11 protein-coding genes are annotated in these 13545 nt (G+C 63.7%); 7 read left to right on the forward strand and 4 right to left on the reverse strand.

Annotation, left to right across the window (positions count from 1 at the left end):
• The first annotated feature begins 430 nt into the window (after positions 1–430).
• The 3 genes from RMET_RS13160 (at position 431) to RMET_RS13170 (ending at position 3564) form a co-directional block, all read left to right on the forward strand.
• The gene (locus RMET_RS13160) at positions 431–1534 is read left to right on the forward strand and encodes an aromatic ring-hydroxylating oxygenase subunit alpha (RefSeq protein WP_011517197.1); all 1104 of its coding nucleotides are present in this window, start codon (positions 431–433) and stop codon (positions 1532–1534) included.
• A gap of 199 nt (positions 1535–1733) precedes the next feature.
• Positions 1734–2654 carry a DMT family transporter gene (locus RMET_RS13165; RefSeq protein WP_008649840.1) on the forward strand — a complete coding sequence of 307 codons (921 nt, stop codon included), beginning with the start codon at positions 1734–1736 and terminating at the stop codon, positions 2652–2654.
• A gap of 52 nt (positions 2655–2706) precedes the next feature.
• The gene (locus RMET_RS13170) at positions 2707–3564 is read left to right on the forward strand and encodes a sulfurtransferase (RefSeq protein ID WP_011517198.1); all 858 of its coding nucleotides are present in this window, start codon (positions 2707–2709) and stop codon (positions 3562–3564) included.
• A 22-nt stretch (positions 3565–3586) separates the two neighbouring features.
• Here RMET_RS13170 and RMET_RS13175 read toward each other — a convergent pair whose 3' ends face one another.
• The 4 genes from RMET_RS13175 to polA form a co-directional block, all read right to left on the reverse strand.
• Positions 3587–4462: a ZIP family metal transporter gene (locus RMET_RS13175; RefSeq protein WP_011517199.1), complete on the reverse strand. Its 876-nt coding sequence runs from the start codon at positions 4460–4462 to the stop codon at positions 3587–3589.
• 123 nt (positions 4463–4585) lie between these two features.
• Entirely contained in the window at positions 4586–5461 is an 876-nt protein-coding gene (locus RMET_RS13180; protein WP_011517200.1) for a dienelactone hydrolase family protein, read from the reverse strand.
• Between the two features lie 128 nt (positions 5462–5589).
• Positions 5590–6993: an NAD(P)/FAD-dependent oxidoreductase gene (locus RMET_RS13185; protein ID WP_011517201.1), complete on the reverse strand. Its 1404-nt coding sequence runs from the start codon at positions 6991–6993 to the stop codon at positions 5590–5592.
• A gap of 232 nt (positions 6994–7225) precedes the next feature.
• Complete coding sequence (gene polA / locus RMET_RS13190) at positions 7226–10030, reverse strand: DNA polymerase I (RefSeq protein ID WP_011517202.1); 2805 nt, start codon at positions 10028–10030, stop codon at positions 7226–7228.
• A 145-nt stretch (positions 10031–10175) separates the two neighbouring features.
• On the opposite strand from polA, the gene RMET_RS13195 reads away from it, so the two are divergent.
• The 4 genes from RMET_RS13195 to RMET_RS13210 all read left to right on the forward strand — a co-directional run bounded on the left by RMET_RS13195 (position 10176) and on the right by RMET_RS13210 (position 13542).
• Entirely contained in the window at positions 10176–10982 is an 807-nt protein-coding gene (locus RMET_RS13195) for an LOG family protein (RefSeq protein ID WP_017514685.1), read from the forward strand.
• A 174-nt stretch (positions 10983–11156) separates the two neighbouring features.
• Complete coding sequence (locus RMET_RS13200; RefSeq protein ID WP_008649820.1) at positions 11157–11576, forward strand: DUF2782 domain-containing protein; 420 nt, start codon at positions 11157–11159, stop codon at positions 11574–11576.
• 169 nt (positions 11577–11745) lie between these two features.
• Positions 11746–12732: a homoserine kinase gene (locus RMET_RS13205; RefSeq protein WP_011517203.1), complete on the forward strand. Its 987-nt coding sequence runs from the start codon at positions 11746–11748 to the stop codon at positions 12730–12732.
• A 6-nt stretch (positions 12733–12738) separates the two neighbouring features.
• Positions 12739–13542, forward strand: a complete 804-nt coding sequence (locus RMET_RS13210; RefSeq protein WP_011517204.1) for a BPSS1780 family membrane protein — start codon at positions 12739–12741, stop codon at positions 13540–13542.
• Positions 13543–13545: the final 3 nt, after the last annotated feature.

A 13545-nucleotide genomic window follows, 5' to 3' on the forward strand; every position in this document is an offset into this window, starting at 1 on the left:
TTTTACGCCAATCCTGAGCTTGGTCGCAGAATCGCCTGACCGGCGCAATAGCCACACCGACCACATGGATATCTGCCTAGCACCGGGTTTTGACAGGGAAGTGACGTGTGCGGCCGGGTCGTCATTCGGAATGCGCCCGAAAGGGCACCTCCATGACGACCCGGGTCGACTTTTTCGCTAAAAAGGCAAAAAAATCAGGCCCTTAACTTTTTGGCTCGGGTACAATCCCGGGCTCGTCAGCGAGTTCCGCGCCGTTGCGTCCGCACCAACATGACCGCTCATACGCGGTGTGTCGGCGGGCACATTTTCCCCATCACCAACCCCGGGGAACCTGGCCGGATCCGGCTCGTCTGACACGGTTTCCCAAATCGATTCATATTTCGATGGTTGGGTTGTTCACTGCTTTCGCCTGTTATAGGGAGTGGGGATAATGTCCAATCTCAGCACCGCGCTCAAGCTGGCGCCGGCTGATTCGCAGTTGCCCGTAAATGTCTACTTTGACGAGGCACTGCATCAACAAGAACTGGAACTGCTGTTCAAGAATGGCCCCGGCTACGTCGGCCACGAACTGATGGTGCCGGAGACCGGCGACTTTCAGACGCTGGCCGCCGAGGACGAAGGCCGTATGCTGGTGCGCAACCCTGACGGCATCGAGCTGCTGTCGAACGTGTGCCGCCATCGCCAAGCCATCATGCTCAACGGCCGCGGCAATGCCAGGAACATCGTCTGCCCGCTGCATCGCTGGACATACGACCTCAAGGGTGGCCTGCTCGGCGCGCCGCACTTCGAGAAGCAGCCCTGCACGCACCTGAACCGCTCGCCGCTGCAGAACTGGAACGGCCTGCTGTTTGAGGGCAAGCGCGACGTGCGCGCCGACCTGGCAAAGCTCGGCGTGGCGCAGGACCTGAACTTCGACGGTTACAAGCTCGACCACGTGGAAGTCCACGACTGTGATTACAACTGGAAGACCTTCATCGAGGTCTATCTGGAGGACTATCACGTCGTGCCGTTCCACCCGGGCTTGGGCAGCTTTGTCTCCTGCGACGACCTCAAGTGGGAATTCGGCGACTGGCATAGCGTGCAGACCGTGGGCCTGCATGCTGGCCTGAAGCGCCCGGGCAGCCCTACGTACGAGAAGTGGCACGAGGCTGTGTTGCGCTTCAACAACGGGCAACTGCCGAAGCACGGCGCGATCTGGCTGACCTACTTCCCCAACATCATGGTGGAGTGGTACCCGAATGTGCTGTGCATTTCGACGCTGCACCCGTTGGGCCCGCGCAAGACGCGCAATATCGTCGAGTTCTACTACCCCGAGGAAATCGCGCTGTTCGAACGCGAGTTCGTCGAGGCCGAGCGCGCTGCCTATATGGAAACGTGCATCGAGGACGACGAGATCGCCGAGCGAATGGACGCCGGCCGCCTGGCGCTGATGAAGCGCGGTATCAGCGAGACCGGCCCCTACCAGTCTCCGATGGAAGACGGCATGCAGCACTTCCACGAGTGGTACCGCCGCGTGATGGACTACAGCAGATAACAGGCGTGCGCTGATCGCCCGTTATCGGTGGATGCCAGCAAACGGACCGCGAGAGCGGTCCGTTTGCATTGGTGCGGCCGCCGGAGCACTGCTAGAATCCGTCTCTTATTCGTTGCTTTTACAACGGTTTGCCCGCCTTTGGCGCCGTGTCGACACCGGCACACGCCTCCGTTCCGCCCCCTCGCCCTCACCCGCCATCATGCAATCGCTCTGGATGTTGTTCGCCGCCTTCTCGTTCTCGTTGATGGGGGTGGGTGTCAAGCTGGCGGCCGAGTTCTACACCACGGGCGAGATCGTCTTCTATCGCAGCCTCATCGGCGTGACGATCATGTGGATCATGCTGGCCTCGCGCGGAGTGCCGGTGAGCACGCCGCACATGGCCACTCACATCAAGCGCAGCGTGTTCGGCGTGACCGCGCTGCTGCTCTGGTTCACCTCGATCTCGATGCTGCCGCTGGCCACGGCCATGACGCTCAATTACATGTCGCCGGTCTGGATCGCGCTGATCCTCGGCGCCAGCGCCGCGCTTGCCGGCACGGCCGGGGCGGCGGACCGCAAGCTGATCGGCGCGATCCTGCTGTCGTTTGCGGGCGTGATCTGTCTGCTGCAACCCTCGGTTGGCCAGGACCAACTCACTGGCGGCCTGATCGGCCTGATCTCGGGCGTGTTCACGGCGCTGGCCTATGTCGAAGTGCGCCAACTCGGCCAACTGGGCGAGCCGGAAGGCCGCATCGTGTTCTATTTCTCGGCCGTGGGGCTGGTTTGCGGCCTGGTCTGGATGCTCTTTACCGGCGTGAGCCCGCACACGTGGCATAGCGCGGGCCTGCTCCTGGCGATCGGCATCCTCGCCACGCTTGGCCAGACGTCGATGACGCGCGCCTACAAGCGCGGCAACACGTTGCTGACCGCCAACCTGCAGTACGCGGGCATCGTGTTTTCCAGCCTGTGGGGCATCCTGGTGTGGAGCGACAAGCTCAACTGGATCTCGTGGCTAGGCATGGCACTGATCGTAGCCAGCGGCATCGCCACCACGCTCACGCGCGCACGCGCCACAGACAAACACCCCACGCCGGCCACCCCGGTCAAGTCACTCGAGGCCGAGGTGCATCCGGAGGTGTAGGCCGGTGTAGCATTGGCGGCATGTTCCGACACGCAACGCAGACAGGACTTTCATGCCGACTCCGCTGATCACCGCCACCGAACTCGACCAACTGCGCGCCGCCGGCAAGCCGCGCGTAGTCGTCTTCGACTGCTCGTTCGACCTGACCAACCCCGCCGCCGGCCGCGATAGCTATCAACAAGGCCATATCCCCGGCGCGTATTACCTCCACCTCGACAACGAACTCTCCGGACCGAAGACGGGCCTCAGCGGTCGCCACCCGCTGCCTGATGCCGAACTGTTCGCAGCGCGCCTGCGCGTGCTGGGCGTCGATGACGATACGCTGGTCGTGGCCTATGACGGACAAGGCAGCATGTATGCCGCACGGCTCTGGTGGATGCTGCGCTGGATCGGCCATGCCGCGGCGCTCGTGCTCGATGGCGGACGCAATGCGTGGGTGGCGGCCGGGTTGCCGCTGGAGCATGGCGCAACGGCCGAGCCGGAGATCGGCGGTAACCTGATGCGCCGTGCGTCGCTGGTGAAGACCGTGGATGCCGACGCGCTGGTGGCGAACCTGAGCCAGCCTTCGCTGCTGGTCGTCGATGCCCGCGCCGCGGACCGCTTCCGCGGCGAAAACGAAACGCTCGACCCGGTGGGCGGCCATATTCCCGGCGCCGCCAATCGTTTCTTCAAGGACAACCTGACGGCTGACGGCTACTTCAAGCCGGCCGATCAATTGCGCGCCGACTTCGGACAGGTGTTCACGGGCAAGGCCCCGGCGCAGACGGTGATGCAGTGCGGCTCGGGCGTCACGGCCTGCCACAATCTTCTGGCATTGGAAGTCGCCGGCCTGACCGGCGCGGCGCTCTATCCGGGCTCATGGAGCGAGTGGTGCGCTGACCCGAAGCGGCCAGTCGCCACCGGCAGCTAAGCCGGAATTCCCGCCAGCGACATCAGTTCGATGTCACCCCGGCGGCGGTGCGCGAGTGGCGATGCCCGTGTTGCTCGTGCACGCCATTCGTGATGAAAACGATGGCCGCAATGCCGGCCGCCACCAACACCACCTGCACCGCCGACTCCTTGAGTCGCGGCTTGCGCTGCATCTGCGGCATCAGATCGCTCACGGCAATGTAGAGGAAGCTGCTCGACGCGATCACCAGCACGTACGGAATCCAGCCCGTGAGCTGGTCGAGCAGAAAATATCCGACCAGCCCGCCGATGATGGCCGCCAGGCTCGACAGCAGGTTGAACGCAAACGCGCGCGCCTTCGAGAACCCGGCATTCAGCAGCACGATGAAGTCGCCCACTTCCTGCGGGATTTCGTGTGCGGCGATCGCCAGCGCAGTGACGATGCCGATATGCGGATTGGCAAGGAATGCGGCAGCAATCACGATGCCGTCGGCAAAGTTGTGGAAGGTATCGCCCACCAGGATCGTCAGGCCGCTGCGCCCCGCTTCCTCGCGGTCATGCCCGTGATGGTGATGATGCCCGTCGCCCTCGTGGTGATGCGAATGACGCAGCAGCGAGATCTTCTCCAGCAGGAAGAAGCCGAGAAGTCCCGCCAGCAATGTGCCGAACAGCGCACGCGTATCAGCACCGGATTCGAAGGCCTCGGGCAGCGAATGCAGCAGCGCGGTGGCCAGCAGCACCCCGACTGAAAAGCTCACCATGCGCTCCACCACGCGCGACGCGACGGTCAGCGAGAGCAGCGCCGCGCCAAAAATGCTGCCGACGCCCGAGATCGTCGCGGCCAGCAGGATGTACAGAAGCGTGGAATGGATGATGGGCTCCCCGGAACCGGTGTCCGCCCGGAGTCGGGCAGGCGCCACCGATTAACGCAACAATGTTGCAAAAACGTGAAAGCGGCATTGTACGTACGTCCGCACAGTCTTTGCAATGACCGTAACGCCGGAAGGGCCAGATGGACATGATGGCCCTTCCGGCGAGTCAGGTCAGGCGACCTTGTGTTGACGGAGCCAGTCGAGACAGCGTTGCCAGCCGTCCTTGGCAGCCGACTCGACATAGCTGGCGCGATAGTCGGCGTTGAACGCGTGCCCGGCTTCCGGGTAGACCACGAACCGCGACGCCTTGGCGTTCGGATTGGAAGAAGCGGCCAGCGCAGCCTTCATCCGTTCCACTTGCTCCTGCGTAATGCCAGTGTCCTTGCCGCCATACAGACCCAGCACCGGCGCATCGAGTTCGTTGACGATATCGACCGAATTGCGCGGCTTGAGCGCTGTCGGCTCGCCTACAAGCTGCCCGTACCACGCCACACCGGCCTTCACGCGATTGTTGTGTGCCGTGTAAAGCCACGTAATGCGACCTCCCCAGCAGAACCCGGTAATGGCCAGACGGCTCAGGTCGCCACCGTTGGCGCCGGCCCAGGTCACGCAGGCGTCGAGATCGCCCATCACTTGGGCGTCGGGCACCTTCTGGATGATATTGGCCTGCAACTCCTGGATCGTGCCGTAGCTGCTCGGGTCGCCCTGACGCGCGAACAGCTCGGGCGCGATCGCCAGATAGCCCAGCTTGGCGAAGCGGCGGCAGATATCCGCGATGTGTTCGTGCACACCGAAGATCTCGCTGATCACCAGCACCACCGGCAGGTTTGTCTTGCCTTCGGGCTGTGCGCGGTAGACCGGCATCTTGAAACCATTCGACTCGACCGTAACCTCGCCAGCCGTCAGGCCCTTGAAATCAGTCTTGATGGTCGTGGCGTGGACCGGCAGCACGGCGGCCGCGAAAGCCGATCCGAGTGCGGTCTTGACGAAACTGCGGCGGTCGAACGTCTGACCGGGAACGAGGCTTTCGACTTCGGGCTTCAGCATGGGGCGGTCTCCTTGATCACGGGAAATCAGGTAAGTGATGCAGACATCGCCGCCAATTCTAAGCAATCCTGGACCAAGTGGGGCCGGCGGCACGCATCCCGCGCGGCGCCGGCCTCCGCCCGCTGCGCCTAGTGCAGCTTCACGCGCGGGCTGGTCTTGCTGCGCAGCCAGTGCGTGATGGTGTCCAGCCCCATGCCAATGGCCCCATGCAGCGCCAGTACATGCATCCGGTACAGCGACGTGTACATGAAGCGCGCGAACAGCCCCTCGATGAACATCGAACCACCGATCAGGCCACCCATCAGACTGCCCACGGCGCTGAAGTGGCCCAACGACACCAGCGAGCCGAAGTCCTTGAAGCCGAACTTCGGCAGCGGCTTGCCAGCCAGCCGCGCGCGAATCGCGTCATAGAGGAATGTTGCCTGCTGGTGCGCGGCCTGAGCGCGCGGCGGCACTGTGGTCTGCTTCTCGGGCCACGGCGCGGCAGCGCAATCGCCGAACGCGAAGATGTCCGGATCCGTCTCGCACTGCAGCGTCGGGCCCACGACGATCTGGCCCATCTTGCTGACCGGCAGGCCGAGCGTGCGCAGCACACCCGGCGCGGTAATACCCGCCGCCCACACCGTCAGATCGGCATCGACATGCTTGCCGCTGGCAGTCAGCACGGCGTCCTTCGTGACTTCGGTCACGCGCTCCGAAGTGAACACGTCGACATCGAGCTTGCGCAGCAGCTTGGTTGTCTCGGCCGATACACGCTCCGTCAGCGCCGGCAGGATGCGCGGGCCCGCCTCGACGATATGGATGCGTACGTCGCGACGCGGATCGAGCTGGTGCAGCCCGTACGCATTGAGCACGTGCGCTGTATTGCGCAACTCCGCTGACAGTTCCACCCCCGTCGCGCCGGCGCCGATGATCGCCACGTCGACCCGTGGGCGGCCATCCTCCCCGACTCGGCCCCGGCCGTTCTGCGCGCGCACGCACGCGGCAATCAGCTTGCGCCGGAAGCGCTCTGCCTGATCGACCGTATCGAGCGCGATCGCGTTCTCGGCTGCTCCAGGCACACCGAAGAAATGCGTGACGCAACCGATGGCGAGCACGAGCGTGTCATACGGCAATTCCCGGGCAGGCAGCAATTCCGCGCCATCCTGATCGAGGCACGCCGCCACCTTCACAAGCTTGCGCTCCCGGTCGATGCCGGTCAGTTCGCCTTGCTGGAACTCGAAGTAGTGCCAACGCGCCTGGGCCACGTACTCGAGCTGATGCGTGTTCGGGTCCATGCTGCCCGCCGCCACCTCGTGCAGCAGCGGCTTCCAGATGTGCGTGGGCGAGCGGTCGACCAGCGTCACCTGCGCCGTGCCGGACTTGCCAAGCTTGTCGCCCAACCGCGTGACAAGCTCGAGCCCGCCGGCTCCGCCACCGACCACGATGATCCGGTGTGCCTGCTTCTCCGATCGTGCCACCGTGCGGGGCTGAGTACTTACGGTTGCCGCCTCCCTCTGCGTGCTGTCCTCTTTGTCGTATGCGTGACTCATGGTCTACCCGATGTTTTCAATTTGAAAACCGGCAGGCCTCGTCGGCGACTTTCTATTGTCGTCTTGCGCCGCGAAGCCGATGTTCTTGCAGCATTTCTTGATGTACCGCAAATGCGTTCATTGTTGCCAGTGTGCTGCAGAGCAGCACCCCTGACAAGCCTTCCGCAGTCGCTTCAATCAGTACTCTTATGCATACATCGGCATCGCGTTGAGGACATCCTATTCGCGAGGATCAGTGGGCCTCTTCCCAGTTCGCGCCACTACCCACTTCGGCAACCAGCGGCACATTGAGGGTGGCCACCGCGCACATCAGCTCGGGCAGCTTCACGCGGACAAGTTCGAGTTCGGCCTGCGGCACTTCGAGCACCAGTTCATCATGCACCTGCATGATCTGGCGCGTGCCGAGACGCTCGCCTTCGAGCCAGTCCTGCACGGCGATCATCGACAGCTTGATCAGATCGGCCGCGGTGCCCTGCATCGGCGCGTTGATGGCCGCGCGTTCTGCGGCCTGACGGCGCGGGCCATTGCCGCCGTTGATGTCCGGCAGCCAGAGGCGGCGGCCGAACACAGTCTCGACATAGCCCTGCTCGCGCGCCGTCTGGCGCGTCTGCTCCATGTAGTGCGCCACGCCGGGGTAACGCATGAAGTAGCGGTCGATATAGTGCTTGGCCGCCTCGCGCTCGATGCCAAGGTTGCTGGCCAGGCCGAACGCGCTCATGCCATAGATCAGACCGAAGTTGATCACCTTCGCATAGCGGCGCTGCTCGCTGCTGACGGCCTCGCGCTCGACGCCAAAGATTTCGCCAGCCGTGGCACGGTGAATATCCTCGCCATTGGCGAACGCGCGCAGCAGGTTCTCGTCGCCCGAGATATGCGCCATGATGCGCAGTTCGATCTGCGAATAGTCGGCCGAGACGATCACGTTGCCGGGCGCGGCGATGAACGCCTCGCGAATGCGGCGACCTTCCTCGGTGCGCACCGGAATGTTCTGCAGGTTCGGATCGGTCGATGCGAGGCGACCCGTCACCGCAGTGGCCTGCCCGTAGCTCGTATGCACGCGCCCGGTATTCGGGTTGACCATCTTCGGCAGCTTGTCCGTGTAGGTGGACTTCAGCTTCGACAGGCCCCGGTAGTCCAGCAGCAGCTTGGGCAGCGGATAGTCGTCCGCCAGCTTCTGCAGCACCTCTTCATCGGTCGACGGCGCGCCGCTGGCGGTCTTCTTGACCACCGGCAGCTTCATCTGGTTGAACAGGATCTCGCCGATCTGCTTCGGCGATCCGAGATTGAACGGCTGGCCCGCCGCATCGTGCGCGGCACGCTCGAGGTCCATCATGCGTAGACCCAGCTCGGCGCTCTGCGCGGCCAGGCGGTCGGCATCGATCAGCACGCCGTTGCGCTCGATCTTCTGCAGCACCACCGAGACCGGGATCTCAATCTGTTCGTAGACGTACTTCAGCCCTTCCGATGCCTCGAGCTGCGGCTGCATCTTGCGATGCAGGCGCAGTGTCACGTCGGCATCCTCGGCCGCATATTCGGTGGCGCGCGGCAGGTCGATCTGGTCGAAGCCGATCTGGTTCGCGCCCTTGCCACAAACTTCCTCGTACGTGATCGTCTTCAGGCTCAGCAAGCGCTCGGCCAGGCTGTCCATGCCGTGATTGCGGTACGAAGCCAGCACATAGCTTTCCAGCATCGTGTCATGCGCGATGCCGCGCAGCGCTACGCCGTGGTTGGCAAACACGTGCGAGTCGTACTTCAGGTGCTGACCGAGCTTCGGACGCGCCGGATCCTCGAGCCATCCGCGCATACGCTCGAGCACGTACTCGCGCGAGAGCTGGCCATGGTTCTCGAGACCCGCGACGTCCGGGCCGCGATGCGCCACGGGAATATAGGCAGCCGCGCCCGGCTCGACGGACAGCGAGATGCCGACGAGCTGCGCCAGCATCGGATCGAGCGAGGTCGTTTCGGTATCGATGGCGACGATCGGCGCATCGGCGATCTTGCGCAGCCATTCATCGAGCGCGGCCTCGGTGGTCACGGTCTCGTAGCGGATCTCGGCCGGGGGCACATCTTCGGCTGGGGCGTCGGCTTGCGCCGGCGCATCGAACAGCCCACCCTGCGCCGGCGCGGCCTTCGGCACCGCGCGCGCTGCCGCGCGTGCGTTCGGCAGCGACTCACCGGTTGCCTCGCGCAGCCACGACTTGAATCCGTAGCGCTGGAAGAACGCGATCAGCTTTTCCTTGTCTTCGCCAAGGTCGTGCAGCGCCTGGAAATCGGCAACGGCACCGCTCAGGTCGCAATCGGTCTTGACCGTGACCAGTTCCCGCGCGCGCGGGAGCCATTCGAGCGTGTTGCGCAGATTCTCGCCTACCACGCCCTTGATCTTCTCGGCGTTACCCATGATGTCGTCCAGCGTGCCGTATTCGGTCAGCCATTTGACCGCGGTCTTCGGACCGACCTTCGGCACGCCGGGCACGTTGTCCACGGCGTCACCGATCAGCGACAGGTAGTCGACGATGCGCTCGGGCGGCACGCCAAACTTCGCCACCACGCCCGGCGGGTCGAGAACCTCGCCGCTCATGGTGTTGACCAACGTGACGGTGTCATTGACGAGCTGCGCAAGATCCTTGTCGCCCGTAGAAACGACCGTGTTCACGCCCTGCTGCGACGCCTGGAGCGCGAGCGTGCCGATCACGTCGTCGGCCTCCACGCCTTCCACGACCACGATCGGCCAGCCAAGCGCGCGCACGGCCTCGTGGATCGGCTCGATCTGCTTCGCGAGGTCCTCGGGCATCGACGGGCGATGCTCCTTGTATGCCGGATACATGTCATCCCGGAACGTCTTGCCCTTGGCGTCGAACACACAGGCGATATACTGTGCCGGGTAATCATTGCGCAGCTTGCGCAGCATATTGATCATGCCGTAGATTGCCCCCGTGGGCAGACCTTCGCCATTCCTCAGGTCCGGCAGAGCGTGATACGCGCGATATAGATAGCTCGATCCATCGACGAGCAAGAGTGTTTTTGGACTATCCGACATTCCCATGGACTCAAAATTGACTGGTGCCCCCGCAGGCGGTGCTGACGCCGCCCCCCTTGCCGCTACAGACACTGCTGACGTTGCCGGTAACAAGGCAGACCAGCGGGCCGAGAAAACGGCCGCACATGCTGCTGCCATTGCCGCCATGGCCGATGCCGCCGAGGCAGGCAAAGGCCCCGACGAGCAGGAGGCTGCCGCACGCGATGCGGCAGCGCGCTCGAATCCGCGCAAGATGATTCCAAGCCTGCGCGCGCTGGCCGACGAAGACCGCGCCACTGCGAAAAAGGCGCGCGCCTCGTGGCAAATGTTCACGATTATGGCAGAGTTCATCGAGGCGACCGAGTACCTTTCGGAGATCCGCCCGGCCGTCTCGATCTACGGCAGCGCGCGCCTGCGCGAGGACTCGCCTTACTACCAGAAGACCATCGAAATCGCCCGTCTGTTCTCGGATGCCGGCTTTGCCGTCATCTCCGGCGGCGGCCCCGGCATCATGGAAGCGGCCAACAAGGGCGCGCACGCGGGCAAGTCCGCCAGTGTCGGCCTGAATATCGAATTGCCCCACGAGCAGCAGGGCAATCCGTACCAGGACATCGCCATGCGGTTCCGCCACTTCTTCACGCGCAAGGTCACGTTCGTGAAGAATTCGGATGCATTCATCGTCATGCCAGGCGGCTTCGGCACCCTGGACGAACTGGCCGAAGTGCTGACGCTGGTACAAACCGGCAAGTCTCGTTCCGTGCCCGTGGTGATGTACGGCAGCCGCTTCTGGAAGGGCCTGCTCGACTGGTTCCGTTTCACGCTGCTGCCGATGGGCCTGATCGCCGAGCACGACCTGGACCTGATGAAGATCGTCGACGAGCCACAGGAAGTGCTCGAAGCCGTCTACGAGTACTACGAAAAGCGCGGCGGAGAGCATCCGATTCCGCCCAAGGAAGAAATGTTCTATCTGTAAGGCATGGACGCCCGTCGGCGAAGCTGGCGGGTGGACGCTAGGGCACGAGAGCGGCCCGGAACCGACAGGAATTGCTAGAATGGAAGCATTCTCCTGCCGGATCCGGCACCGTCGGGTCCTTGCAGGCCAAATCCGCGTCGCTGGGCTGCCGGCCCGCACGCACAGGAGCCCCAGATGACTTCCCCTTCGCATACGGGTGCCAGGCTCGCCAATGTCCCGACGGCCATTGGCCGTCATGGCTACCTTCTTGCGCTTGCCGCAGCCGCGCTTGCACTGACTGTGACCACCCATGCCGTGGCCCAGGACAACGCGGAAAGCAATGCGCTGACCCAGCAGGAACTGAACGAAATCAACAACCAACCGATCGCCCCTGCCGCGAAGAGCGAGATCAACAAACCGCGCGAGCCGAGCTTCGTGCTGCGCGAGCGCGATGGCACGCAGGTGACCGAGTACCGCAACAAGGGTCGGGCCACCGATATCCAGGTTCAGTCCGGTTTCGGCACCAAGTACGAAATGAGCAAGCCCGAAGACAGCTCGCCCAAGATTCGTGACCATGACGTGAACCGCGTGCCGTCCGTGAACCTGAAGTTCTGATACGGCAGCCTTTCCCGTTATCCTGATTGTCTTTTTACCCACGATCCTCGCCGGGCGCCCGCGCCTGGCGAAGGTCGCGCCGGCCCTCCGGCAGTGATGCCGCGGCGGCGAACCGCCATTGCCATCCGCCCTCGGTTCGTCGCGTCCCGAATTGCACCAACAGAACAGTATGGCCGTTTTCACCACGGTCTCGCAGGACGAGATCGCCCGCTGGCTGCTTGACTATGACCTTGGCGAAGTGCGCGCGCTGCGCGGCATTGCCTCGGGCATCGAGAACAGCAACTTTTTCCTGACCATGGAGCAGGATGGCGTCACACGTGAGTACGTACTGACGATCTTTGAACGGCTGCAATTCGACCAGCTGCCGTATTACCTGCACCTGATGGACCATCTGGCACGACACGGCATCTGCGTGCCGGCGCCGATGCCAGCCCGCGACGGCGAGATCCTGCGCGAACTGAAGGGCAAGCCGGCGACCATCGTCACGCGCCTGCCCGGCGCCTCGCAACTTGCGCCGCAGCCCGACCATTGCGCCGAAGTCGGTGCAATGCTGGCGCGCATGCATATCGCCGGCCAGGACTATCCACGCAAGCAGCCGAATCTGCGCAGCCTGGCATGGTGGCAGCAAACCACCCCGGAAATCACACCTTTCCTCGATGCCGCGCAGCGCAAGCTGCTGACCGAGGAAATCGCGCACCAGACCGCGTTTTTCGGCAGCGGTGACTACGCCGCGCTGCAGGGTGGCCCTTGCCACTGCGACCTGTTCCGCGACAACGCGCTGTTCGACACTGACAGCGCCGGCAACCACCGGCTCGGCGGCTTCTTCGATTTCTACTTTGCCGGCGACGACAAATGGCTGTTCGACCTGGCCGTCACCGTCAACGACTGGTGCATCGACCTCGCGACCGGCACCATCGACATGGAACGTGCGCAGGCCATGCTGCGGGCTTATCATGCGGTCAGGCCCCTGACGGCAGTGGAGGCGGCGCACTGGCAAGATATGCTGCGCGCTGGCGCACTGCGCTTCTGGGTATCGCGCCTGTGGGATTTCTACCTGCCGCGCGAGGCCGATATGCTCCAGCCGCACGATCCGACCCACTTCGAACGCATCCTGCGCCGCCGCATCGACGACGCCGCAGCGCTCCCCTGGATCTGATTCGCCATGCAACTACTGGAAGTTTCCGCCAAGGAAGGCTACGTCTGGTTCCGCCAGGGCATCTGGCTGTTCCGCAAGAACCCGCTGGCATTCCTGATGCTGTTGTTCATCTATCTGATTGCCGCGCAATTGGCGATCTTCGTGCCGCTGTTCGGCATCATCGCGCTGCTGGTGTTCACCCCGGGCCTGTCCGTGGGCGTGATGACCGCCTGCCGCGACGTCATCCAGAACAAGCGCGTGTTGCCCACGGTATTGCTGTCGGGCTTCCGCACGAACGGGAAACAGGCCACCCGCAACCTGCTTGTGCTGGGTGGTATCTACGCGGTGCTGGTGTTCGCGCTGAGCTTCATCGCCACGGCCGTGGTCGACATCAGTGCACTGGCGCCGATGGTGCTCAAGGGCGAGGAGCCCTCCGGCGAAGCGGTACGGCAACTGTATTACGCGCTGCTGATCGGCGCGCTGCTGTACACGCCGGTGGCAATGATGTTCTGGTTCGCGCCGATGCTTGCCGCCTGGCATGGCGTGCCGCCCGTCAAGGCGCTGTTCTTCAGCTGGACCGCCTGCTGGCGCAACCGTGGCGCGTTCTTCACCTACGCCCTGCTGTTCGCGCTGCTGCTGGTGGTGGTGCCACTGTTCCTCGAGGCAGTGTTCGCCTCGATCGGCGCGGATACCGTACTGTCGTTCCTGATCACGCCGTACTCGCTGCTGATGCTGGCGATCCTCTACTGCTCGTTCTACGCGACGTACCGCGGCTGCTTCAACATCGCGCCGCCGGGTGAGACGGCAAACGATAGCGTAGCGCAGTCCTGACCC

Origin of the sequence: Cupriavidus metallidurans CH34, assembly GCF_000196015.1 — a bacterium.
GTDB lineage: Bacteria > Pseudomonadota > Gammaproteobacteria > Burkholderiales > Burkholderiaceae > Cupriavidus > Cupriavidus metallidurans.